Origin of the sequence: Pedobacter sp. W3I1 (genome assembly GCF_030816015.1) — a bacterium.
Classification (GTDB): Bacteria; Bacteroidota; Bacteroidia; order Sphingobacteriales; family Sphingobacteriaceae; genus Pedobacter.
This window is the reverse complement of record NZ_JAUSXN010000001.1, coordinates 4,064,684-4,091,636: the sequence shown is the minus strand read 5'-3', so window position 1 is coordinate 4,091,636 and position 26,953 is coordinate 4,064,684. Positions and strand designations below refer to the sequence as shown.

The following is a 26,953-nucleotide window of genomic DNA, read 5'->3' as shown; positions in this document are numbered from 1 at the left end:
TAAAAACCAAATATGAACGGGAAAAATATTGTAGCCGGTACTTATATAGAAGTTAATGAAAGAAGCCTTAAAGCTGTTAATCCCGCAACGGGATTAACGCTTGATGGCGAATTTTTTAAAGCAAGCGAAAGTCTTGTTAATGATGCCTTAACGTCGGCAACATTGGCTTTCCAAAGCTATAGAAACCTAAACAAAGATCTTAAAGCCGCATTTTTAAATGCCATTGCCGATGAAATTGCCAATCTTGGCGAGGAGCTGGTAAACAGGGCTTCAGCAGAAAGCGGTTTGCCTTTGGGTCGTTTACAGGGCGAACTGGGCAGAACAACAGGTCAGTTAAGGTTATTTGCCAATCTGGTTGCCGAAGGCTCCTGGGTTGATGCCATTATTGATACTGCACTGCCTGAAAGACAGCCTTTGCCACGACCTGATATCAGACGAATGCTGATCCCAATCGGACCAGTAGTGGTTTTTGGTGCGAGTAATTTTCCGCTTGCTTTTTCAGTTGCAGGTGGCGATACGGCATCAGCACTAGCTTCTGGCTGCCCGGTGGTTGTTAAAGCACACCCTGCACATTACGGAACCAGTGCGCTGGTGGGTGGTGCCATCATTAAAGCTGCCGAAAAAACGGGAATGCCTAAAGGTGTTTTCTCTTTGTTGTATGATGATGGTTATACCATTGGTGCTGGCTTGGTTCAGCATCCATTAACTAAAGCGGTAACTTTTACAGGTTCGTTTAAAGGCGGAATGGCTTTGATTAATCTTGCGCAACAGCGCGAACAGCCTATTCCGGTTTTTGCCGAAATGGGAAGCATTAATCCAGTAATCTTTCTTCCCAAGGTGATCGAAAACCAGGCAGAAGGACTGGCTAAAAAATATGCTGCATCCATTACTTTGGGCGCTGGTCAGTTTTGTACCAATCCGGGTTTATTGCTAGCGGTTCAATCGCCGGCACTCGAAAATTTTAAAGCCGTTTTAAAAGAGGCCATTTCAACTATTCCATCAGCAACTATGCTTACCGAAGGCATTGCCAATAATTATGGTAAACTTTCTGCAGAGGTCGTAAATGAAGGTGGCGTTGCACTTTTATCGGTTTCAACCGTAAAGAATAGTGAGCTTCAAAATCAATCAGAGGCAAAAATCGCTCAGGTAAGTGCTGCCGATTTTATCAAAAATCCAAAACTCCGTGAAGAAATTTTCGGTCCGTATTCACTGTTGGTTGTTGCACAGGATATTACTGAACTAGAAAAAGCCATTGATGTATTGGAAGGACAACTTACGGTAACCTTAATGGCCGATAAACAGGAACTTCAGCATTACCAGGCTTTGATAGGTAAATTGACTGATAAAACCGGAAGAATTATTTTAAATGGTGTGCCTACAGGTGTAGAAGTTTGTGCAGCCATGCAGCATGGTGGACCATTTCCTGCTACTAACGATAGCCGTTTTACTTCAGTTGGTTCTACAGCGATCAATCGTTTTGCAAGGCCATTGGCTTACCAGGATTGGGAGCAGGAATTATTGCCAGATGAATTGAAAGATGGAAATCCTTTAGGGATTTTCAGAATGGTTAACCAGATATTAACGAAATCTCATGAGTAAAACCTTTTTTTGTGTAGATGCACATACTTGCGGAAATCCGGTTAGGTTAGTTGCCGGTGGCGGCCCTCAGCTTATTGGCTCAAATATGAGCGAAAAGCGTCAGCATTTTTTGAAAGAATTCGATTGGATCAGAACAGGTTTAATGTTCGAACCTCGTGGCCATGATATGATGTCGGGCAGTATTCTTTATCCACCTCACGATCCCGCCAATGATATAGCGGTACTTTTTATCGAAACCAGTGGCTGCCTGCCAATGTGCGGCCATGGTACTATCGGTACCATTACCATCGCTATAGAGGAAGGATTGATTCAGCCTAAAATACCAGGGGTGATCAGAATGGAGGCTCCGGCCGGATTGGTCTTGATTGAATACAAACAGGAAGGTAAAAAGGTTAAATCGGTTAAACTTAGAAACGTAGCTTCTTATCTGGCTGCCGAAAATTTAGCGGTAGAATGCCCGGATTTAGGTACGCTTACTTTTGATGTAGCCTATGGCGGTAACTTTTATGCCATTGTAGACCCACAGGAAAATTTCCCGGGACTGGAAAACTATACAGCTTCGCAACTGATTACCTGGAGCCAGACCATTAGAAAACGCATTAACGAGCAATATACTTTTGTGCATCCCTTAGATCCGACGATAAATGGCTGTAGCCACGTATTGTGGACCGGAAAAACAATCGACCCTACATCAACCGCCAGAAATGCAGTTTTTTATGGTGATAAAGCCATCGATCGGTCGCCATGTGGAACGGGTACCTCAGCCCGTTTGGCACAGTGGTTTGCTAAAGGAAAACTAAAACAGGGAGAAGACTTTATCCACGAAAGTTTTATTGGCAGCAAGTTTATCGGAAGGGTGGAAGAAGTTGTAGACCTGGACGGAATTAAAGCCATTATACCAAGTGTAGAAGGTTGGGCAAAAATTTATGGCTACAATACCATTAAAATAGATGCCGAAGACGATCCGTATGCACATGGATTTCAGGTGATTTAGGGAGTTTTTTAAAAAGAATATCAGCAGTATAAATTAAAATATGTCGAAAGTATTAATTATAGGTGGTGGAATAGTAGGTTTAACTTCAGCATATTATCTGCAGAAAAAGGGCTTTGAAGTAACAGTTTTGGATAAAGGAGATATTACCGACAACTGCTCATTTGGTAATGCCGGGATGATTGTACCAAGCCATTTTGTACCCCTGGCTGCACCAGGTATGATAAAACAAGGTATCCGCTGGATGTTTGATAGCAAAAGCCCTTTTTATGTTCGCCCATCATTAAATGGAAACCTCATTAATTGGGGTTTGAAATTTATGAAACATGCTACGGCAAAACACGTAAATCAATCGGCAGCGCCATTACGCGATTTATCGTTACTGAGCAAAAAACTATATGAAGGCCTGGCAAAAGAGCCTGATTTCGAATTTGAATTAACCAATAATGGTATTCTGGCGTTCTATAAAACGGAAAAAGCAGGGGAAGAAGAAGCACATTTAGCTGCAAGAGCAATTGAGTTAGGCTTAGATATGGCTGTACTAACTGCTGACGAATGTCGCGCGTTACAGCCGGATTTAAAGTTAGATGTTTTAGGAGCGGTACATTATCGTTGCGATGCACATCTTTATCCAACAAAGTTGATGAATGCTTTGCTTCAATATTTATTAAACAATGGTGTTAAGATAGAACGTAATCAAGAAGTTGATAAAATTGAAACGGTTGGCAATCGCATTATGAAGGTTTTTACAGGTAATACCGCCTGGGAAGCCGATCAGTACGTTTTGGCAACGGGTTCGTGGTCGCCTGCTGTGGCTAAAATGGCCGACGTTAAAATCTCTATAATGCCAGGTAAAGGTTATTCTTTTATGGAACCGGAACCTCAGCAGCGTTTAACTATTCCGGCATTGCTCTGCGAAGCCAGAGTGGCCATAACACCAATGAACGGACAGATTAGATATGGTGGCACAATGGAGTTAGATAAGATTAATACCCGCATTAATATGCAAAGGGTTAAAGGTATTGTAGAATCGGTTCCAGCTTATTTTCCAGATTTAAAACCTGCACTTCCTTCAGAAAAAGATATCTGGTATGGTTTCCGTCCATCATCACCTGATGGTTTGCCTTATATTGGCAGAAGCGAAAAAAGAGAAAATCTAATTATCGCTACGGGCCACGGTATGATGGGTTTAAGTTTAGGCCCGGCAACGGGTTTGTTGGTTAGCCAGATTGCTTCAGGCATGGCTACCGACCTGAAAATGGAGCCATTCGCAGTAGTTCGATAATATACTAACCATATTATGCGTTTCATCATTCCCAGATGTCAGGTTTAGAAAAAAGAGGTTGGTATGATATGTTGGGAGATACCGTCATCTCGACCGTAGTGGAGAGATCTTTTAAATTTGATTTCAATAAACTGGTACAAAGATCTCTCCATTTCGCTGCGCTACAGTCGAGATGACGACCACTCTATTGGAGTCTTTCAAAGGTAGCGTATGACTTCCTTGACTTAACTCAGTTTCTTCAGAATTTCCCCAAAAAACGCCCGAATAGACTGCTAATCCAAAAATAACGGACTTTACTCGTTCAAATTAATCGTTTTAGATGTTGCTTTACAGTTGGTTAACTAAATTTGTAGTAATTTATTAGCCGCAGAATTCATCATTAAATCCGTCATATATTATCAAGTTGTAGCAGGATTTTAACCTTATTTAAGTTTTATTGGTTTATTTGAGTTAATATTTATACATTCAATTCATAATCAAACTCAACCAACTAAACCAAAAATTATGAAAGTATTACCATTTACCATGCTTGTTCCTGATGACAAGAGTGTGATATCGGAACATATTGAACTTCCATATTTTTACCAGTATCTGCACCGACATGATGAATGGCAGATTACTTATATTGAAAAAGGAGAGGGGACGTTAATTGCGGGGAATGATATGCATGCCTTCCGCTCGGGCGATATTTTTGTAATTGGAGCCAAACTTCCACATCTTTTTAAAAGCAACCCCGAATATTTTTCTGCTGATAACAATAAAACGATCAAAGCATGCTCTATTTACTTTAATCCTAACGGTATTTTAGCCGCTTTATTCAATCTTCCAGAAATGAAGATGGCAAGTGGTTTTTTAGCTAAAAACAAACATGGTTTCAAAATCCCTGCTGCTTTTACTAAAAATATGGTAACCAAAATGTTTAATGTTCACCAGGCATCAGGAGTTGATGTGTTGTTTAACTTTTTGAAATTGGTTAACAGCCTCCAGGATTTAAACGAAAATGTAGAATCCTTGTGTTCGGATATGTACTCTTCAAATGTAACCGAGAATGAAGGTATGCGATTGAGTAAGATCATTAACTTCATCACTGAAAACTACAATAATCAAATTTCATTAGAAGATGTAGCCAATGCTGCGTTTATGACTCCTCAGGCCTTCTGCAGGTATTTTAAGAAACATACCGGACATACTTTCGTATCTTTTTTAAATGAGGTGAGAATTAACGATGCCTGCAAAAGCCTTATTTCAGGAGAAAAAGCCGATTGCATTTCAGGAGTGGCCTATAAAGCTGGCTTCAATAGCATTACCAATTTTAACCGGGTATTTAAAAGTATTATTGGTCAGTCACCAAGAGCATATATCGATACCTATAATAATGTAAGCAGGGTGAGCTATATAGGCGCTTAAGCAAAAAAAGATTCTATTTATTTTTTACAAAACCAGCCATTTTTTCAAGTGGAGGCAAATGCTATTTGCCTGTTTTAACCAACGCCAAATGCAAAACAAATTAAACTTTTTTGCCCTTTTGTTAATCGTAAGCCTGTTATCAGGCCCTTTAGTATTCGCTCAAACATCAAATGAAAGTTTGTATGAACAAACCAGCGAAATGGGTACGCTGATAGTGGGTTACCAAAGGGATGTTGATGCGATTAACGATTTCTACTATCCTTATTCCGCAGGGGGCACTTATTCCTTTCCGATGACTACTTTTAAAAGTCCGGAGCAAAGAAAACGCCTGCAGGATATCAATAATGATTACTTCAGCAAATTAAAGTCGGCCAAATTTGAAGGATTCAGCGTTTATGGTAAAGTAGATTATATTCTTCTTAAAAAACAGATCGAATCTTCTGTCTGGCTCTTAGGTAAAGAGGAAACAGAGTATAATGCCCTGTCGAAGTATTTTACCTTTGCCGATGCGATTTATGCCCTCGAAAAATTAAGAAGAAGAGGTACTTATAAAGAAGGCTCTTTATTGGCGGCCCAGATGGACGAAATTGCGAAGCAGATTGATATCCTAAATCTAAATTTTAAGAAAGGAATACTCAAACCCGATCAGCTTAAAATGGCAGCTGCCATAACCTTGAGTTTAAAACACCGGTTAAAGGGGTTTTACCAGTTCTATATGGATTATGAACCTGGTTTTACCTGGTGGGCGCCTAAACCATACCAAAAATTAGACCTTGCCTTAACTAATTACGCTAAACTTTTTAACGATAGCGGAGATGCTGTTCCTGCTGCAAAATTAGATAAACCAGAAATTAAGGGAACCCCCATTGGAAGGGAAGAACTGATCAGGCAATTAAATGCAGAGCTTATTCCATATACACCTGAAGAACTGATTAAGCTTGCCGAAAAAGAATTTAAGTTTTGCGATGAGGAGCTTTTGAAAGCGTCAGCAGCAATGGGCTTCGGAAATGACTGGAAAAAAGCGCAGGAAAAAATCAAGAACAGCTACGTGCCCTTAGGTAAACAACCAGAGCTGATTGTAAAATTACAGGATGATGCCTTAAGCTTTATAAAAGCCAACGATCTAATCAATATTCCGGCATTGGCAGAAGAAACCTGGGGTATGGTAATGATGTCGGCTGAACGACAGCTGGTAAATCCATTTTTTACCGGTGGACGGGAAATCAGCATTTCTTATCCAACAAATTCGATGGAGGAAGATGATAAGTTAATGAGTATGCGGGGTAATAATCCTTATTTTTCAAGAGGAACGGTACAGCACGAACTCTTACCTGGTCATCATTACCAGTATTTTATCAATAACCGTTATAAAAGTTATCGCGAACCTTTTAAAACGCCCTTTAGCGTAGAAGGCTGGCCGCTATACTGGGAGCTTTTACTGTACGATAAAGGTTTCGCCAAAACGCCTGAAGAAAAAATGGGAATGCTTTTCTGGCGCATGCACCGTTGCGCAAGGATTCTTTTTTCGCTAAACTTTCATCTGGGTAAATGGACGCCTCAACAATGTGTCGATTTTCTGGTTGATCGGGTAGGGCACGAACGCGCCAATGCAGAAGGCGAAGTGCGCAGGTCTTTCAAAGGTGATTATAGCCCTTTGTACCAGGTAGCTTACCTTACCGGTGGTCTCCAGCTTTTTGCCCTGAAAAAAGAATTGGTTGATAGTGGTAAGATGAGCTATAAAGCTTTTCACGATGCGGTGATTAAAGAAAATTTAATTCCTGTAGAGATGATCAGGGCTACTTTAACCAATCAGTCCTTAACACGCGATTTTACAACCTCCTGGCATTTTTACGATCAGCTTAAATAAATCAACTCACCAAACCCTTTGAACCACCAAACAACAGAACAGATGATTGAAAAAGAAACCACACAGTTTAAACCCTCACTTAAATTGATGGATGCAACAATGCTTGTAGCCGGAAGTATGATCGGCTCAGGTATTTTTATTGTAAGTGCAGATATTACCCGAAACGTAGGCAGTTCTGGCTGGCTGTTAGTGGTTTGGTTAATCACAGGCTTTATGACGCTTACTGCTGCATTAAGCTATGGCGAATTAAGTGCCATGTTCCCAAAAGCTGGCGGACAGTATATTTATTTAAAAGAAGCATATAACCCGCTGATCAGTTTTTTATATGGCTGGAGTTTTTTTACGGTAATCCAAACCGCAACTATTGCCGCAGTAGGCGTGGCATTTGCCAAGTTTACCGCATACCTCGTGCCTGCACTCAGTGAAGATTTAGTAGCCATCGATTTAGGTTTCTTTACCATTTCACCAGCACAACTATTGGCTATTGGGATAATTATATTGCTTACGTATATAAACAACAGGGGGGTAAACGGCGGTAAAGTAATCCAAACCACCTTTACAGTGGCCAAATTGTTAAGTTTGTTCGGCCTGATTGCGTTTGGGCTTTTCTTTTTAGATAAAGGAATCTGGAAAACCAATTGGGAAAATATGTGGGTTTTAGGTCCGCTATCTGCTGATGGAAATATTGGTTCTTATACCACTTTGGCAGCATTTGGTGCCATTGCTGCTGCCATGGTAGGTTCGATATTTAGCAGCGACTCCTGGCACAACGTTACCTTTATTGCCGGCGAAATTAAAAACCCTGCGCGCAATATTGGCTTGAGTTTAGCCTTAGGAACCATTATCGTAACAGTGCTCTACATCCTTACCAATGTGATGTATACAGGTGTACTTTCCTTACACGATATCGCCTATGCTGACAAAGATCGCGTGGCGGTTTCTGCTGCCAACCATATTTTCGGTACGGCAGGTACCATTATTATTGCATTAATGATTATGGTTTCGACTTTCGGTTGTAATAACGGTTTAATTATGGCTGGTGCCAGGGTATATTATTCCATGGCCAAAGACGGGCTTTTCTTTAAAAAAGTTGGCACGCTCAACAAAAATGCAGTACCTGGATTTGGGCTATGGATTCAATGCATTTTTGCTTGTTTGTGGTGCATTAGCGGAAAATATGGCGATCTGCTGGATATGATCTCGTTTGTGGTGGTGATGTTTTATATGCTCACCATCTTCGGGATATTTATCCTTCGTAAAAAACGACCTGACGCGGAACGTCCGTACAAAGCTTTTGGCTACCCTATTCTGCCGATCATTTATATGGTAATGGGACTGGCCTTTTGTATATTACTGATTATTTTTAAACCCAAATTTACCTGGCCTGGATTAATCATCACTTTAATAGGAATACCGGTTTATTACCTGATTAAAGGAAGTGTTGCCCGTCAGGATTTGAAAGCAAAAGATGCAATTGATGTGAGCGGTTAAAATATCAATGTTATTCATCAAAATCTAAAGGAAATCGGTAAAACCGTAGCACTATATTTACAACAAAAAATCTGTAATGACCATTTACATCATGGCTAAAAAATCAATAGCCTTCATCTTATTAAGTTTTGTTTCTTTTCAGGTGCTGGCACAGCAAGCGGGGTTGCAGCCTTATGCACCAAGTGCCGCTGAAGTCGCAAATGCTTACCAATTATCCACGAAACTGGATACTGCATTGCGTAATATTCCAACCAACAATGATCTGATTCCTTTCTGGAAAAAAGACGGAAGCGCATTTTGGTATAAAAAAAATCTTCCTAACAAAACATGGGAGTATTATAATGTAGATGCTGCAACTGGTAAGCGCAAAGCTGCATTTGATCATGCTAAACTTGCGCAGAACCTAGAAAAAGTTACCGGTAAAAAACAGAACCCGTTAAAGCTTCAGTTTGCCGAGCTTTATTTTGCCGATCAGGGCAATACTGCAAAATTAAAAATGCAGAATAACTGGTACCTGTTAAATCTTAACGATTATAGTTTAACTAATACCAACGATACCAGTATTTATCGTTATAATGCCAAAAGGCCTTTACAGCAACGGAGATCGCGCTGGCAACGAAACCGCGAATCAAGAAAATCGCCAGATGGCAAAAGCGAAATCCTGATTCGTGGTGGTAACCTGTTTGTAATTGATTTAGCAACAAAAACAGAGACTCAATTGAGTACCGATGGTAATGCCGATAAACCTTATGGTGAATTTGCATGGTCGCCAGATGGCAAAAATATTGTTGCCTATAAAATCGATCCAAAAGAAATTAAAAAAGTACATTATGTATTAAGTTCAGTTCCCGGTACCACGCGTGGCGAATTAAAATCGAGAGAATATGCACAGCCTGGCGATGACTTTACAGCTTATCAGCCCTATGTTTTTAATATAGCGGCTAAAACGGCCATTAAAGTAGATGCTGATCCGATAGATTTTTTTGGTGCACCAGAACTGCATTGGCGCGACAATAACAGTAGGTATTATACTTATGAGAAAGTAGACCGAGGCCATCAGCGTTTCAGGGTAATTGAAGTGGATGTTTTAACCGGCAAAACTAAAAATATTATCGACGAGAAAACAAAGACCTTCATTTATGAAAATCGTATTTATACAAGATATTTACCCAAAACAAATGAAATATTATGGACGAGTGAGCAGGATGGATGGCAACATCTTTATTTGGTGGATGCCTTAACCGGAAAGCAGCGCTTAATTACCAAAGGAAATTACGTGGTTAAGGATATTGATAGTGTAGATGTTGTAAAACGCGAGGTTTGGTTCAGGGCAAATGGAATGCATGCCGGTGAAGATCCTTATTTTATCCATTACTACAGAATCGGGTTCGATGGAAAAGGCCTGGTAAACCTCACGCCCGAAAAAGGTAACCATAACCTTAGCTTTTCTCCTGACCGTAAATATTATATCGATACCTACTCTCAGGTAAATGTACCCCCTGTTAGCGAGTTAAGGTTAACTGCAAGTACAAAAAAGATAAACGAAATAGAACATGGACAAGCAACTATTTATTTGGCTACCGGTGTTAAACTGCCTGAAGTGTTTGTGGCCAAAGGAAGAGATGGCATTACCGACATTTGGGGCATTGTTTGTTTCCCTTCAACAATGGATCCGAGCAAATCTTATCCTGTTATCGAAAATATTTATGCAGGTCCTCATGATAGTTTTGTACCTAAAAGTTTCTTGCCTGCCAGTGAGATGCAGAGCATTGCAGAATTAGGCTTTATTGTGGTACAGATTGATGGAATGGGAACGGCCAACCGGTCTAAAGCTTTTCATGATGTATGCTGGAAAAACATAGCCGATGCTGGTTTCCCCGACAGGATATTGTGGATGAAAGCTATGGCCGTTAAATATCCGAATGCTGATATTTCAAGAGTAGGGATTTACGGCACTTCGGCAGGTGGGCAAAGCTCAACAGGGGCATTGTTATTCCATCCCGAGTTTTATAAAGCTGCGGTTTCTGCCTGTGGTTGTCACGATAACCGCATCGATAAACAATGGTGGAACGAACAATGGATGGGCTATCCGGTAGGGCCGCACTATGGAGAACAATCTAATATTTCAAATGCCGGTAAATTAGAGGGTAACCTATTTTTAATTGTTGGCGAAGCCGATGAAAATGTACCACCAGAATCGACCTACCGACTTGCCGATGCATTAATCAAAGCCAATAAAGATTTCGATATTTTAAGCATTCCGGGTATGGGCCACAGTGATGGCGGTATTTACGGACGAAGGCGTAAACGTGATTTCTTTGTAAAACATTTATTGCATGCCGAACCACCAAACCCAAACTTATTAGTTCAATAGTCGTTGGTTCATAGGTTGTTAGCTGTTTTTTATTAGTCATTTGCTCATTCAAAATTTCAATAACTCAACTTTCTCTAATTCAATCATTAAAAATAAATTGTTACTTTGCTGCATTATCTAATCATCTTATAAACATGTTGCAAAGAATTAAAATATCCAGTCTGTTTTTACTCGTGCTATTATCTAGCGCATTTACTGTTAATGCATCGAAAATAGATTTCTATCAGATCAAAATATACCATTTGAAAACCGATGCGCAAGAAAAAACAGTAGATGATTATCTGCAGAAAGCATATTTGCCAGCTTTACATCGTTCTGGAATTGCAAAAGTAGGCGTGTTTAAACCCATTGTTAGTGATCCGGCGGTGGTTGTAGAAAAACTTATTTATGTGTTTATTCCTTTAAAATCGTTTGATGGGGTTTTGGAACTCGATAAAAAATTGGCAAAAGACCAACAATATGCCGTTGATGGTAAAAGCTATCTGGAAGCAAGTTATACTGAAGTTCCTTACGAACGATTAGAATCTATTGTTTTAAAGGCTTTTGAAGAAGCACCTCATTTTATGCTGCCTAATCTAAAATCGCCGATGAAAGAACGGGTGTACGAATTAAGAAGCTACGAAGGCCCTACTGAGAAATATTTTCAGAATAAAGTTCAAATGTTTAATAAAGGCGACGAGATCGGTTTATTTAAAAGGCTAAATTTTAATGCCGTATTTTATGGAGAAGTAATCGCGGGTAGCCGTATGCCTAATCTGATGTATTTAACCACTTTCGAAAATAAGGCAGATAGAGATGCGCACTGGAAAGCATTCTCTGCAGATGATTATTGGAAGAAACTATCGGCAATGCCAGAGTATCAGCACAATGTTTCTAAAAACGACACTAGATTTGTCTACCCAACAGACTATTCAGATTTTTAAAAAAGGCCAAAGCCAAAAGGCTAAAGCTGAAAGCAAAAAGCTAAATTAATTCCGTGCAAATCTGTGCCTCCGTGGTAGAAAAATAATCCAATCCAGATAGATCCTGAAAAGTTCAGGATGACGATCGCTGGATCTGAGTTATGAAAATCTTAATGTCCTTAATTACTTAATGGTAAAAAGGCAAAAGCTGAAAGCAAAAAGCTAAATTAAATTCCGTGCAAATCTGTGCCTCCGTGGCAGAAAAATAATCCAATCCAGATAGATCCTGAAACAAGTTCAGGATGACGATCGCAGGATCTGAGTTATGAAAATCTTAATGTCCTTAACTACTTAATGGTAAAAAGGCAAAATCTGAAAGCGAAAGGTAAATTAAATTCCGTGCAAATCTGTGCCTCCGTGGCAAAATAATTCAAGCCAGATAGATCCTGAAACAAGTTCAGGATGACGACCGCTGGGACCGAGCTATGAAATCTTAACGTTCTTAACTGTTTAATGGTAAAAAAGGGAAAAGCTGAAAGCAAAAAGGTAAATTAAATTCCGTGCAAATCTGTGCCTCCGTGGCAAAATAATTCAAGCCAGATAGATCCTGAAACAAGTTCAGGATGACGATCGCAGGATTTGAGCTATGAAATCTTAATGTCTTTAACTGCTTAATGGTAGGAAAGACTAAAGCTAAAAGACTAAAGCTGAAAGCGAAAGGTAAATTAAATTCCGTACAAATCTGTGCCTCCGTGGCAAAAAGCTAACGAGAAAGATTCTGAAATAAATTCAAAATGACGCAACTTTTAGATCCTGAAACAAGTTCAGGATGACGATCGCCGGATCTGAGTTATGAAAATCTTAATGTCCTTAATTACTTAATGGTAAAAAGGCAAAATCTGAAAGCAAAAAGCTAGATTAATTCCGCAAATAACGGCGATTCTTTCTTCGTGTTTATAGAAGCCTGTAGAAGCTTTCTGTAACTCTTCACTTCTAATTCCTCAATAGGTAAATCGAAAAGAAAAGTCATTTTTGATAAATACATTATTACTTTAATATTGTACCCTATAGCGCATGACAGTTAATCTGATCAGCCAGTTATATTTGTAAAGAGATAACTGTAGTACCCATCATTATTTCGCTAACCGAATAAATTTCCTAATCATGATTATACCGATATTTATTAATAAAATAAGCAAGATTTTGGTGTTACTTATGTTCGTTTTTTTCTGTATTTTAAAGCTGGTGCATCGGACATAAATCAGTTTAATCTTTTAGTTGCCCCGGGTACGCTATCAGAAAATACTGTAGCCTTATTATGGGATAAACAATATGTTGCACCAAATATCACTTATCAAATCTTTTTAAATGGTAAAGTACAAGGTGCTACCCAAAAAACCAATTATACAATAGAAAATTTGATACCAAATACCTGGTACATAGTAAGTGTAAGTATAAAAGGGAATAAAACCGCCAGCTTAAATGCCATCCGTTTTAAAACAAAAGCAAAAGGAAAAACGTACAATATTTTAGATTTCGGCGCAAAAGGAGATGGTATAGCCAATAATACGAAAGCCATTCAAACAGCAATAAATGCCTGTAGTGCAGGTGGCACGGTTTATATTCCCAAAGGAATTTTTGTATCAGGTGCATTATATTTAAAAAGTAATATGACCCTCCGGATAGAAGAAGGTGGTGTGTTAAAAGGATCAACAGTGGTTGAGGATTATTTACCGATGATTCTAAACCGTTTTGAAGGCTGGGAGCTGAAAACATACGCCAGTTTACTCAACGCAGGTACGCTTAACCGTAACGGAACTTATAATGTGAAAGATTTAAGAATTACAGGTAAAGGCACCATTAGTGGCGGAGGGAAAAAACTTGGTGATGCGATGATCAAAGCCAGTGGAATAAGAAGCAGAGGCCGTTTAGTTTGCTTAATGAACTGTCAGAACGTAAGTCTTTCTGATTTAACGATTACTGAACCTCCTTGCTGGACCATTCATTATATTTATAGTAATAACATAACCTGTCAAAATTTAAACATTATAACCGTAAACATCCGTAATGGGGATGGTATAGATCCTGATTCTTCTACTGACACTTATATTTTTAACTGTACTTTCGACACTGGTGATGATTGTATTGCCATTAAATCTGGTAAAAATCCTGAAGGCTTTTTTGTAGCTAAACCAACTAAAAATGTACGGATAACAGATTGCGACTTTAAACGTGGCCATGGTATTTCGATTGGTAGCGAAATGTCGGGCGGGGTAAGCAACGTTTTGGTACAGGATTGCAAGGCAGGGAAACTATTGCACGGCATGCAGATAAAAGGAACAAAAGATAGAGGTGGTTATGTGAAAAATGTAACCGTAGCAGATTGCCAACTTTTACAGATTACCATCTACTCAGCAGTTAACTACAACAACGATGGCGAAGCCGCACCGCAAATACCAACTTTCGAAAATTTTGTATTCAAAAATATCGATATGTCTATGGCTTCAAATGCAGTCGCAGCGATTGATATCAACGGTTTTAAAGATCCTGCTCACCGCTTGCGAAATGTAACTTTTACCAATATCACACTGCCAGAGCAGTCAAAAATTATGGTGAACGATGCAGAGAAGATAAAATTCACTGCAGTACAATCAGTAACAGGTACCAAACCCCAATATGTCGTGAACAATAGTTCCGAAGTGGTTTATTAGTTCATTGGTCATTTGTTCATTAACTGTGGTAAAAAACTAACCATAAAGATTCTGAAATAAATTTAGAATTACACAATTTTAGATCCTGAAACAAGTTCAGGAGGACGATCGCTGAATCTGAGCTATAAAAATCTTAATGTCCTTAACTGCTTAATGGTAAAAAAGGCAAAATCTGAAAGCAAAAAGCTAAATTAAATTCCGTGCAAATCTGTGCTTCCATGGCAAAAAAGCTAACCAAAAAGATCCTGAATAAATTTAGAATGACTCAATTTTAGATCCTGAAACAAGTTCAGGATGACGATCGCAGGATCTGAGCTATGAAATCTTAATGTCCTTAACTGCTTAATGTTAGAAAAGGCAAAGCTGAAAGAATAAGCTAAAAGCAAAAAGGTAAATTAAATTCCGTGCAAATCTGTGCTTCCGTGGCAAAATATTCAAGCCAGATAGATCCTGAAACAAGTTCAGGATGACGATCGCAGGATCTGAGCGATGAAAACTTAACATTCTTAATGGCTTATAGTATAAAAGAGAGTGGGCATCTAGCTTTAATGTCCTGAACTTATTGGCGATGACAATAAAATCATTCCGGGTAAAAAATTTGATAGGCAAACGATTGCGCGGTCTTTGTCTGCAAAAACGCGCTAATTCCTTTAATGTGTTTATTAACTTTAGCCCACAGCAACTAACTGTTTTGCTTGTCTAGCATATAAACACATAACCAAATCAAACCTTTAATGACCCCGCATTACTTTTTCAAAAACTTTAAAATAACCAATTCCAAAAATCAGCCTAAAAGCGTTGTTTTGGTATTTGCGTTTTTTTTAATCACCTCTCCGTTTTTTGTTTCTGCTCAACCGGCTGCTCAGAAAACCAATCAGGTAGCACAAAAGGTTACGAAAGTGCTTGGTGCAAAAAAGATTAATACCACCACGGTAGAATTGTTGCTTTCTGATAACCAACGCTTGACCTTAGATTTTTATGGCGATCATATTTTCCGCCTTTTCGAAGATCCTACAGGAGGTTTTATACGCGATCCGGAAGCCAAACCAGAAGCCAAAATTTTGGTAGAAAACCCGCGCAGACCTGTTTCAAAACTGGATATTAAGGATGAGGGTAATCAACTGTTCATATCTACGGGTAAGATTACTGTTCTTTTCGATAAAAACACCTCGCTGATCAAAATTATTAACCTTGCTACACAAGCTGTAGCTGTTGAAGAATTAGCGCCGATTCAATTCGAGAAAGGAAAAGTAAGCCTTAGCTTAAAAGAAAATCCACAGGAATATTTTTATGGTGGTGGTGTACAGAACGGCCGTTTCTCACACAAGGGAAGAAATATTTCTATCGAAAACCAAAATTCCTGGACAGATGGAGGGGTAGCTTCGCCAACACCTTTTTATTGGTCTACCAATGGTTATGCTGTAATGTGGTATACCTTCAGTAAAGGAAATTACAATTTTGGTGCTAAAGAAAAAGGATTGGTAAAATTGGCGCACGAAACCGATTACCTGGATGCAATTTTTTATGATTAACGATGGAGCAGTACCTTTATTGAACGATTTTTATCAACTTACCGGAAATCCGATTTTGTTGCCAAAATTTGGTTTCTATCAAGGACATTTAAACGCTTACAACCGCGATTTTTGGAAAGAAGATGAAAAAGGAACCTTATTTGAAGATGGCAAACGTTACAAAGAAAGCCAGAAAGATAATGGCGGTGTAAAGGAATCGCTTAACGGTGAAAAAAACAATTATCAGTTTTCAGCCCGTGCTGTGATTGATCGTTATAAAAAACATGATATGCCTTTGGGCTGGGTACTTCCAAATGATGGTTATGGTGCAGGTTATGGCCAGGCCGAAACATTGGATGGCAATATTCAAAACTTAAAGAGTTTTGGCGATTACGCCCGTAAAAATGGCGTAGAAATTGGTTTATGGACACAGTCTGATCTTCATCCGAAACCAGAAGTAAGCCCTTTATTACAGCGCGATATGATTAAGGAAGTCAGAGATGCTGGTGTGCGTGTTTTAAAAACCGATGTGGCATGGGTTGGTGCAGGTTATTCGTTCGGGTTAAATGGCGTTGCAGATGTGGCGCAGATTATGCCTTATTATGGCAATAGCAGTCGTCCATTTATCATCTCATTAGATGGCTGGGCGGGAACCCAACGTTATGCCAGTATTTGGTCAGGTGATCAAACTGGTGGTGTTTGGGAATATATCCGTTTCCACATTCCTACTTATTTAGGCTCTGGTTTATCAGGTCAACCCAATATTACTTCTGATATGGATGGTATTTTTGGTGGTAAAAACCTGACCATTAATACGCGGGATTTCCAATGGAAAACCTTTACGCCAATGGAATTAAATATGGACGGTTGGGGAGCTAACGAAAAATATCCACACGCATTAGGCGAGCCTGTAGCATCAATCAACCGCAATTATTTAAAACTGAAATCAGCGCTGATTCCGTATACTTATAGTGTGGCAAGAGAAGCTGTTACCGGATTGCCGATCATCAGAGCGATGTTTCTGGAGTATCCAAATGCCTATACCAAAGGTACTTCAACACAATATCAATATCTATACGGGCCTTCTTTCTTAGTAGCGCCAATTTATCAGGCAACCAAATCAGATGAGAAAGGTAACGATATCCGCAATGGCATTTACCTCCCGGAAGGAACATGGATTGATTATTTCACAGGAGAAAAATATACAGGAAACAGCATCCTTAACAGTTTTGATGCACCGTTATGGAAGTTGCCTGTTTTTGTGAAAAATGGGGCTATTATTCCGATGACGAATCCGAATAACCATGTTGCTGAAATCAATAAAGCAAACCGCATCTATGAATTGTATCCTTTTGGAAAAACTTCATTTACTGAATACGATGATGACGGTGCAACGGAGGCTTATAAATTAGGAAAGGGCGCTTCTACTTTAATCGAATCAGAACTAAATCAAAAAAACAATGCCTTGGTTACCATTCATCCTTCAAAGGGCGATTTTGATGGCTTTGTGAAAGAAAAAACAACTGAATTTGTGATTAACGTTACCGAAAAACCGAAAAGATTAACGGCAAGAGTTGGGAACAATAAAGTCAAACTAATAGAAGTAAACTCGAAAGAAGAATTTTTGAAGCAGGTTAATGTGTATTTCTACGATGCCATACCAAACTTAAACCGTTTTGCAACAAAAGGAAGCGAGTTTGAAAGTGTGGCAATGGTTAAAAATCCTCAGTTGCTGGTTAAACTTCAATCTACCAATATTACCCTCAATCCGGTAACACTTAGTATTGACGGGTTTAAATTTGAGCCTGCAGATAAACAACGTTTGTCAATAGGCAAATTAACCGCTCCTGTTAATGCAAAGGTGACTGATAAAAACAGAGAAGCCTATACGCTTACCCCAGGCTGGACCAAAGTGAGCAATGCAGATTTTTATGAAATCGATTTTAACGATATGCATTATACTACGATCCGTGATACTGCTTTGATGTTTGATGGCTTGTTGGCTGAAACACCTTATTCATTTAAACTGCGTGCAGTAAATAAAGATGGTTATTCTGATTGGACAGAAATTAAAGCAACTACTAAAACTAATCCGCTAGAGTTTGCTATTCAGGGTATTGTAGCCGAAACTACAGTCGAAAATCAAGGAGGCTCTGGTATCAATAAATTGTTCGATTATGACGAAGGTAATACCTGGCATACCAAATGGGTTGTTAAGGCAGTTCCTTTTGATATGATCATTGATCTCAAATCGATCAACCAACTGGATAAATTCCACTACCTGCCACGCACGGGAAAAGGGAACGGGATTTTATTAAAAGGTAAAGTGTTTTATAGCAACAATAAAGAAATCTGGACAGAAGCTGGCGCATTTGAATGGGCCAATAACGACGAAATTAAACTATTTAATTTTACAGCGCATCCTGCAGCACGTTACATTAAAATTGCAGTTGCTGATGGTGTAGGTGGTTTTGGATCAGGTAGAGAGTTATATGTATTTAAGATTCCTGGTACCGAAAGTTATCTTCCGGGCGATATCAATAACGACCGTTTAATTGATAAGAACGATTTAACTTCATACATCAATTATACTGGTTTAAGAAAAGGTGATGCCGATTTTGAAGGTTATATCAGCAATGGTGATATCAACAAAAATAACCTGATTGATGCTTACGATGTTTCGGTTGTGGCTACACAGCTTGAAGGAGGTGTAAAAAATGCTAAAATTGATAAAGTTGCAGGTAAACTAGAAATCAGTACCGCTAAACAAGCTTACAACAAAGGCGAAATTATCGAAATTAAAGTAAAGGGAGTAAACCTGAAATCAGTAAATGCTTTAAGTTTTGCGCTGCCATACAATGCACAGGATTATGATTTTGTAAGCGTTCAGCCTTTAAACACCAAACAGATGGATAACCTGACCAACGATCGGCTGCACACCAATGGTGCCAAGGTGCTATATCCAACCTTTGTAAACATAGGCAACAAAGATGCTTTAAATGAAACGACTGATCTGTTTATCCTGAAATTAAAAGCAAAACGGAAACTACAATTCGGGCTTAAGCTTAGCGAAGGCATTTTAGTAGATAAGAATCTCAATTCAGTTATATTTTAGTTAGTGTAATTAGTATGCGAAGAGGTCGGTTTTAATCGGCCTCTTTTTTATTGGCACTAACTTGAATACAAGAATAGATTCGGTAATAAGTTTGCAAATTGTATCTTTACAACTCGTCTATTTCAAAAGAGACGGGGTTTGGCTAAGGCATGCTCTATCAATTTTGTTGTTCAACTATGAGATTTATTAGGCTGACTTATTTTATTCTACAATTTTTATTGCTCTTTACCAATGTTAGAGCGCAGGTATTCGATATAAATAATCAGCCAGTAATAACCAGCCACTATGTTATCAAAACATATGGTATAAATGAAGGTCTTCCATCAAAAAGTACAACAGCTGCCTTAAAAGATAAAAGAGGATTTATATGGGTGGGAACAGAAAATGGCCTCTGCAAGTTCGATGGTTACTCATTTAAAATTTATGTAAATATTCCTGGCGATACCACTTCACTAACCAATAACTATATCAATGCTGTAGTAGAAGATAGCAATGGTGTCTTTTGGGTGGGTACCATGAATGGTTTAAATAAATTTGATCCTGTAACGGAGAAATTTGAGCGTTTTTATCATAAAGAAAACAGGAGAACATCACTGAGCAATAATAAAATATGGTCGCTACTCATTGATAGAGGCAATAAACTTTGGGTAGGTACCGATGATGGTTTTAACCTTTTTAACAAAAACTCAAAATCTTTTACCGTTTATCAGCCAGACATTAAAAATCCAAATGCCATTAAAGGGAAATCGGTTAATGCTATTGCAGAAGATAAAGAAGGTAACTTATGGTTAGGCAACTGGAGCAAAGGACTAAATAAATTTGATCAAAAAACTCAAAGCTTTACCAATTACACGCAAAAGGAAGTAGCGGGCGAAAAAAATCCAAATGATATCTGGACACTTAGTATAGATGCTGATGGCATGATATGGGTTGGATGTTATTGGAAAGGCGATCTGTTCAGATTTGATCCGAAAACAGGGAAATTTAGTACTTATAGCAGTAAAGGCACCGGTAACAATTCAGTATTTAATGTATTGAATTTAGGTGCAAAAAAGATGTTGGTTGGCGGAAACGCCGGATTATTTTGGGTAAACACCGAATTAAATAAATGGGAGAAAATAGAAGAACTCGAATTTTTTGCCAACGGAGGTCTATACCGGGATAAAACAGGAATGATCTGGGTTTGTGGTAAAAATGGTCTCAGTAAAATAGACTTTAACCAGTATAAATTTAATTTTATTTCCCTTCCTTTTGGGCAGGCAGACATCAAATCTATCATTAGTTATGGAAAGGATTTTTGGGTAGGCACAAATAAAGGCTTGTTTAAATATAATCCCGATAATCGTTCCGTAATTAAACTGCTGCATACCAGTAATCCGAATAGTTTATCCAGCTCTGATATTATTAACCTATCTACCGATTTAAATGGCAGGCTTTGGGTAATGGGTGAAAATGGTTTTGATCGTTACGACGAGAAAGAGCATAAATTTGTTCACCATCATCACCGTTCGGCACTTGGTAGCTTTTTTAATGAAGATGTTTTTAGAGATTTAATTGAGGTAAATAATAACGAATATTATTTGGCTACCGATGCGGGTTTGAAAGTTTACAACGATAAAACCCGCAGTTATACACATTACTTTAACGACCCTAAAAACCAGGCTTCATTAAGTAATAACCATTTGTACTGCCTTTTAAAAGATGCGCAGGGCAATGTTTGGATAGGCACATACGGAAGTGGGCTCAGCCGTTTTAATCCTAAAACCAGAAAGTTTAGCAATTACATGATCAATAATTCAAGAAAAGGTGGCATTAGCAATAACATTGTAAATAGCCTTTATCTGGATTCGCACCAAAATGTTTGGGTTTGCACCCGCGATGGCCTGAATAAATATGTAGCTAAAACCAATACTTTCGAAATATATTCAAAGCAAAACGGTTTTGCTAGCAATGTTTTTACTGATCTGGTGGAAGATAATAATGGCAGGTTATGGGTAACAACCGAACAGGGGATCTCGCTGTTTGACCCTGTAACCAAAATGGTGAAAAATTACGATGAGAAAGACGGTGTTTATGCCAATTCAGCTATCTGCAAAAATGCAAAAGGCGAAATTTATCTCGCCGGCAGTAAAGGCATCGTTTATTTTAATCCACAACAGCTAAAATATAATAAAACGGCTCCAGCCGTTTATTTTTCCGATTTTTCTATTTTCAATAAATTAATTCTGCCTGGTGATGATTCTCCGTTAAAATTACCGGTGTACATGACCAAGGAGATTACATTGCCCTACAGCCAGAGTGTGCTCTCTTTTGGTTTTGTATCACTCAATTATACCCTTTCCGAAAAAAACAAGTATGCTTATTTTCTCGAAGGTTTCGATAAGAAATGGAATTATAGTGGAAGTGAGCACAAAGTTACCTACACCAATTTAAATCCCGGTAAATATGTATTAAAGGTAAGGGCATCAAATAATGATGGGATCTGGAATATGCAGGGCAATTCGATCGGGATTACCATTACACCGCCATGGTACCGTGCCTGGTGGGCTTTTTGTATTTATGGACTGGCTTTCTTTGGGGTAATTTATGCCTACCTTAAGTACCGTGAGCATCGGGCAAACCTCGAATTTCAGGTGAAACTGGCGCATATTGAAAGTGAAAAAGAGAAAGAACTGAGCGAGAAGAAACTTTCTTTTTTTACCAATGTATCGCATGAGTTCCGTACACCACTTACGCTAATTATTAATCCGGTTAAAGAGCTTTTATACAAAAACGATAAAAATGTTGATACCACTGATTTAAATATTGTTTACAGGAATGCCAAACGCCTTTTAAGTTTGGTAGATCAACTGTTATTGTTCAGGAAAGCAGATACTTACGGCGAAAAATTAAAAGTAGCTCCGGTAAATCTGGTGAGTTTGTGTAAGGAGGTATTTCTTTGCTTTGTACACCAGGCCAGATCTAAAAATATCGTATTTGAGTTTATATGTGCCGATGAAGTGATTCCTTTTTATGCTGATAGGGAAAAAATAGAGATTGTGTTTTTTAATCTTCTTTCAAATGCTATAAAATTTACACCTGAAGGTGGTACGGTTAAAATGATTGTAGACAGCCGCCAAGAAAATATAGTGGTTGGTATTGAAGATACAGGTTGCGGCATTACCAGCTTTGCAGGAGAAAAACTCTATGAAAAATTTTATCAGGATCCAGGAAATAAATCAGCAAAAGGAGGTTTCGGTATAGGTTTGTACCTGGCGAAGAATTTTATAGAAATGCATGGTGGAACGATAAGTTATACCAGCGTTGAAAATAAAGGTACAGCATTTAATATTGGTTTATTAAGAGGCATAAGCCATTTTAAAGATGCGGTAATTTTGCAGGAGGCATTGGTAGATACCGATTCGTCGTTATTTAAAGAATTGATAGAAGATGAAATAACGGCCAATAAAATTGTAGAAGCTGCAGAAGAGCCATTACTGGATAGTCAGCTTGCTTTAGATTCGAAAACGCTGTTGATTATTGATGATAACATCGAGATCAGAGCGTATCTAAAGCAGGTTTTTAGAATGGATTATCACCTTTATGAAGCGAGCAATGGAGAAGATGGGTATGATATGGCTAAAGAACTGTTGCCCGATATTATTATATGTGATGTAATGATGGATGGCATAACCGGGATAGAACTTTGTAGTAAAATAAAGGAAGATGTAGCTATTTCTCACATTCCGATTATCCTGCTTACCGCTATTTCTGCACCAGAGGTTAAACTTAAAGGAATAGAAGGTGGTGCCGACGATTACATTAGTAAACCTTTTGATAAAGATTTTTTAAAAGCGAGGGTAGCCAGTATATTAAAAAGTAAAAATGCCCTGCAAAAATACTTTTATAACGAAATTACCCTCAATTCTAACAGCACCAAAATCTCTGCAGAATACAAAGAGTTTTTAGATAACTGTATCCGTATTGTAGAAGAACACCTGATCGATCCCGATTTTAATATCGATACGTTGACTGCGGCTATTGGTATGTCGAGATCTAATCTTTACCGCAAAATAAAATCCATTTCTGGTCAATCATCAAATGGCTTTATCCGTTTCATCAGATTGAGGAAAGCCGCTGAAATTTTTATCAATACCGACAAAACCATTCAGGAAACTTCTTATATGGTGGGTATTAACGATCCGAAATATTTTAGAGAGCAGTTTTATAAGCTCTTTAACATGAATCCATCGCAGTACATTAAAAAATTCCGCAAGCCGTTTTCCAATAATATTAATACCACAGTTAAAAAAGGTAAATAGAAAATAGACATCGCCTCTATTTTTAATAATCGCCTCAAAATGTTCTTTTGGGCTCATTTCGGTTTGTTTACCCCTCTAATTTGGATTGTTTGTACCCTATAAGAGTTGTTTGTGGGCGCTAATTTAGCCTTCCACAAAGCAGCGCTATAATCGCGATTCCGATAGAGGGTTCTGTTGGGTAGGTTATAAAATTGATCTGCTAACCAAATATTAAACTTGCAAACCAATATGAGAAGAAAAGTTCTGAAAGGATTTTTGCCAAAATTCTTTACAATTAAAACACTGGCATTTCTATTTATCGTATCCATCAGTTTACCGGTAATGGCATCTTTAGTTCCTGTTAAAACAGGGATAAAAAGCCAGCTTAAAGAAATTGTGGTAACGGGTACCGTAACAAACGAAACAGGTGCTACATTTCCAGGTGTAGCGGTTAAAATTAAGGGAACCGAAAAAGCGGTGCAAACTGATGCAAATGGTAAATACAGCATCAATGTTGCGGCCAAAACTGATGTACTTATCTTTTCTTTTGTAGGCTATACCAACCAGGAGCAAACGGTTGGTGATAGAACAACCATTAATGTTCAGCTTAGTGCCGATACCAAAACACTGAATGAATTGGTGGTTGTTGGCTATGGAACACAGAAAAAAGCAACATTAACCGGTTCAATCTCGCAGGTAAAAGGTGCCGACCTGGTAAAAAGCCCGCAACCGAATTTATCTAATTCATTAGCAGGCCGGTTTTCTGGTGTAGTAATTAATAATAGAAGTGGTGAACCGGGTTTTGACGGTTCAAACATCACCATCAGGGGTTTGGCTACAACCGGTAGCAACAGTGTATTAGTTGTTGTAGATGGAATACCCGGACAAATTGGTGGCCTTGAACGTTTAGATCCTAATGATATTGAAAGTGTTTCGGTATTAAAAGATGCCTCTGCTGCCATTTATGGTAACAGGGCAGCTAACGGGGTAATTTTAGTGACAACAAAGAGAGGAAGAACTGGTAAGCCTACTATCAATTATAGTTTTAACCAGGGGTTTAGCTCCCCAACAAGATTACCTAAAATGGCTGACGCTGCAACCTATGCACAGATTATGAATGAAATTAATTTCGATTCAAATCCTGCAGGCGGCCTTAATCAGTCGTACACAGCAGATCAAATCGAAAAATTCCGTAATGGTTCCGACCCATTGTTATATCCCAATACTGATTGGATTGACCAAACCTTAGAAAAAACTGCGCTGCAAAGCCAACACAGCCTTTCTATTAACGGGGGCAGCGAGGATGTAAAATACTACATGTCTTTAGGTACTGTTTCTCAGGATGGTTTATATAAAAATGGGGTAACCAAATACAATCAGTATAATTTTCGCACAAATATAGATGCCAACGTTTCTAAATACCTTAAAGTTGGCTTATCGGTATCAGGCAGGCAAGAAAACCGTTTGTTTCCTCAGGTAGGGGCTGGCGATGTTTTCAGATCCATTTATAGGGCAAAACCTATTGTATCAGCTTATTATCCAAATGGCTTACCAACAACCGGTATCGAAAATGCAAATCCTGCCGTACAGGTTACAGATATAGGCGGAACAAATAAATCGCCTACACAGGTTTTAAATGGAATTTTAAGGGCTAGTTTTATTATTCCTGGAGTACAGGGTCTTTCTGTTGATGGTTTCTTTTCTGCTGATAAATCCAATGTATTTACCAAAAGTTTCAGCAAACCATACCTGCTCTACCAATACGATCCTACATCTAAAAACTATAATAGCGTAATTGTTGGTGGCAATAACCAAAAAGCTACCTTGACCGAAAGCCATAAAAATGAATCGCTGCTTACCACAAATATCAAACTGAATTATGCCCGTAAGTTTGACCTACACGATATTAATGCCTTTGTAGGTTACGAACAGAGCGAAAATCATTTAGAATATTTCGATGCACAACGTTTTAACTTCCTTTCTACTTCTTTGCCCGAACTCTCTCAGGGAGGTACTGCGGCTACTGATTTCTTAAACTCAGGTTATAGCACAAACTATAACCGCCGAAGCATCATTAGCCGCCTGGCATATAGCTATGATGATAAATACCTTTTTGAAGGGCAGTTGCGTATAGATGGATCATCAATTTTCCCTCAGGGCAAACAATATGGTTATTTCCCTTCAGTTTCTGCAGGCTGGGTAATCTCAAAAGAAAAGTGGTTTAATGAAAACGTTAAATTCGTTGATAATTTAAAAATCCGTGCTTCATATGGAGCGCTGGGTAACGATAACGTAAATGGTTTCCAGTACTTTGATAATTATGTTCTGGTTGGAAATGGATTTGTAGCCCAAAGCCCGGGTGCAACATCATCAACCATACAGCCGGGCGTAAACTTAGTTAAACTGGCAAACCCGAACATTACCTGGGAAGTAGCCAAAAAACTCGATATAGGTTTCAATGCCGTTATATTTAAAAACTTCAGTATCGAAGCCATCTATTTTCAACAAAAGAGATCTGATATCTTGGCCACCCGTAATGCATCATTGCCAGGTTCTTCAGGGATAGTAAACCCTTATGGTTCCGATCCGCTGGTGCCTTCAGAAAATATCGGTAAAGTTAATAATACTGGTTTTGAAGCTACTTTAGGTTATAACCATAATGGCGAAAACTTTAAATGGAATGCATCAGGCAATATCACTTATGCAAAAAGCAAAGTAATTTTTATTGATGAAGCCAGTGGCACGTTAGATTATCAACGCCAAACCGGCAGACCATTAAATGCTAACCTGCTTTACAATAGTATTGGCATATTTAGAACGCAACAAGAGTTAGATGCTTACCCACACGTAAGTGGTGCTAAAATTGGCGATCTTAAATACCTTGATTATAATAATGATGGTAAAATAACTGCCGATGACCAAACCAGAACTCCATATAGCAATATTCCTCAGATTACTTATGGTTTTACACTTGGAGCATCTTATAAAAACTTTGATGTATCGATGGTATTAGCAGGGCAAACCCAGGTAAGCCAATACGTTTTGCCAGAATCTGGTAGTGTCGGTAACTTTTATAGCAGTTGGGCCGATAACAGGTTTAGTGCAGCAAATCCGAACGGAACTTACCCAAGGGTAACCGATCGTGCATCAAATGCGATTAGCGGGGGGCAGTTTAACAATACTTTTTGGTTAAATGATGCCTCATTCTTAAGGCTTAAAAATGTCGAAATTGCCTATAACATTAAGGCCAGTTTCTTAGATCGGATAAATGTTTCTGGACTAAGGCTTTATGCGAGTGCATTTAACTTGTTCACCATTTCTAAAGTCAAAGATTACGATCCCGAAGGAACCAGCGGTAGCGGGCAATTTTACCCACAGCAACGCATTATTAATCTGGGCGCCAATATTAAATTCTAAACA

13 protein-coding genes are annotated in these 26,953 nt (G+C 38.6%); all 13 read left to right on the top strand.

Going from position 1 to position 26,953, the window contains the following annotated elements; translation table 11 throughout:
* Positions 1-12 precede the first annotated feature (12 nt).
* Positions 13-1,599: an aldehyde dehydrogenase (NADP(+)) gene (locus tag QF042_RS16750; RefSeq protein ID WP_307530429.1), complete on the top strand. Its 1,587-nt coding sequence runs from the start codon at positions 13-15 to the stop codon at positions 1,597-1,599.
* Positions 1,592-2,593 carry a 4-hydroxyproline epimerase gene (locus QF042_RS16745; RefSeq protein WP_307530427.1) on the top strand — a complete coding sequence of 334 codons (1,002 nt, stop codon included), beginning with the start codon at positions 1,592-1,594 and terminating at the stop codon, positions 2,591-2,593. Before QF042_RS16750 ends, QF042_RS16745 begins: the two co-directional genes overlap by 8 nt.
* Before the next feature lie 40 nt (positions 2,594-2,633).
* Positions 2,634-3,875, top strand: coding sequence for an FAD-binding oxidoreductase (locus tag QF042_RS16740; protein ID WP_307530425.1), 1,242 nt, complete (start codon positions 2,634-2,636; stop codon positions 3,873-3,875).
* Positions 3,876-4,379: 504 nt separating this feature from the next.
* A complete protein-coding gene (locus QF042_RS16735; RefSeq protein WP_307530423.1) occupies positions 4,380-5,282 on the top strand; it encodes an AraC family transcriptional regulator in 903 nt (300 codons plus the stop codon).
* An 88-nt stretch (positions 5,283-5,370) separates the two neighbouring features.
* Positions 5,371-7,149, top strand: a complete 1,779-nt coding sequence (locus QF042_RS16730; protein ID WP_307530421.1) for a DUF885 family protein — start codon at positions 5,371-5,373, stop codon at positions 7,147-7,149.
* 42 nt (positions 7,150-7,191) lie between these two features.
* The gene (locus QF042_RS16725; protein ID WP_307530418.1) at positions 7,192-8,640 is read left to right on the top strand and encodes an APC family permease; all 1,449 of its coding nucleotides are present in this window, start codon (positions 7,192-7,194) and stop codon (positions 8,638-8,640) included.
* Between the two features lie 76 nt (positions 8,641-8,716).
* Positions 8,717-11,014, top strand: coding sequence for a S9 family peptidase (locus QF042_RS16720; protein WP_307530416.1), 2,298 nt, complete (start codon positions 8,717-8,719; stop codon positions 11,012-11,014).
* A gap of 134 nt (positions 11,015-11,148) precedes the next feature.
* Complete coding sequence (locus tag QF042_RS16715) at positions 11,149-11,937, top strand: NIPSNAP family protein (RefSeq protein WP_307530414.1); 789 nt, start codon at positions 11,149-11,151, stop codon at positions 11,935-11,937.
* A 1,397-nt stretch (positions 11,938-13,334) separates the two neighbouring features.
* The gene (locus QF042_RS16710) at positions 13,335-14,627 is read left to right on the top strand and encodes a glycoside hydrolase family 28 protein (RefSeq protein WP_307530412.1); all 1,293 of its coding nucleotides are present in this window, start codon (positions 13,335-13,337) and stop codon (positions 14,625-14,627) included.
* A gap of 734 nt (positions 14,628-15,361) precedes the next feature.
* On the top strand, positions 15,362-16,159 hold the full coding sequence (locus QF042_RS16705; protein WP_307530410.1) for an alpha-glucosidase domain-containing protein: 798 nt from the start codon (positions 15,362-15,364) through the stop codon (positions 16,157-16,159).
* A complete protein-coding gene (locus QF042_RS16700) occupies positions 16,140-19,253 on the top strand; it encodes a TIM-barrel domain-containing protein (protein WP_307530408.1) in 3,114 nt (1,037 codons plus the stop codon). The genes QF042_RS16705 and QF042_RS16700 overlap by 20 nt, the downstream gene beginning before the upstream one ends.
* Positions 19,254-19,429: 176 nt before the next feature.
* A complete protein-coding gene (locus QF042_RS16695) occupies positions 19,430-23,554 on the top strand; it encodes a two-component regulator propeller domain-containing protein (protein ID WP_307530406.1) in 4,125 nt (1,374 codons plus the stop codon).
* 228 nt (positions 23,555-23,782) lie between these two features.
* Positions 23,783-26,950: a TonB-dependent receptor gene (locus QF042_RS16690; protein ID WP_307530404.1), complete on the top strand. Its 3,168-nt coding sequence runs from the start codon at positions 23,783-23,785 to the stop codon at positions 26,948-26,950.
* The last annotated feature ends 3 nt before the right edge of the window (positions 26,951-26,953 follow it).

Coding starts and splice junctions, on each gene's coding strand:
- QF042_RS16750 (WP_307530429.1), top strand. CDS start 13: ATGAACGGGAAAAATATTGTAGCCGGTACTTATATAGAAGTTAATGAA.
- QF042_RS16745 (WP_307530427.1), top strand. CDS start 1,592: ATGAGTAAAACCTTTTTTTGTGTAGATGCACATACTTGCGGAAATCCG.
- QF042_RS16740 (WP_307530425.1), top strand. CDS start 2,634: ATGTCGAAAGTATTAATTATAGGTGGTGGAATAGTAGGTTTAACTTCA.
- QF042_RS16735 (WP_307530423.1), top strand. CDS start 4,380: ATGAAAGTATTACCATTTACCATGCTTGTTCCTGATGACAAGAGTGTG.
- QF042_RS16730 (WP_307530421.1), top strand. CDS start 5,371: ATGCAAAACAAATTAAACTTTTTTGCCCTTTTGTTAATCGTAAGCCTG.
- QF042_RS16725 (WP_307530418.1), top strand. CDS start 7,192: ATGATTGAAAAAGAAACCACACAGTTTAAACCCTCACTTAAATTGATG.
- QF042_RS16720 (WP_307530416.1), top strand. CDS start 8,717: ATGACCATTTACATCATGGCTAAAAAATCAATAGCCTTCATCTTATTA.
- QF042_RS16715 (WP_307530414.1), top strand. CDS start 11,149: ATGTTGCAAAGAATTAAAATATCCAGTCTGTTTTTACTCGTGCTATTA.
- QF042_RS16705 (WP_307530410.1), top strand. CDS start 15,362: ATGACCCCGCATTACTTTTTCAAAAACTTTAAAATAACCAATTCCAAA.
- QF042_RS16700 (WP_307530408.1), top strand. CDS start 16,140: ATGCAATTTTTTATGATTAACGATGGAGCAGTACCTTTATTGAACGAT.
- QF042_RS16695 (WP_307530406.1), top strand. CDS start 19,430: ATGAGATTTATTAGGCTGACTTATTTTATTCTACAATTTTTATTGCTC.
- QF042_RS16690 (WP_307530404.1), top strand. CDS start 23,783: ATGAGAAGAAAAGTTCTGAAAGGATTTTTGCCAAAATTCTTTACAATT.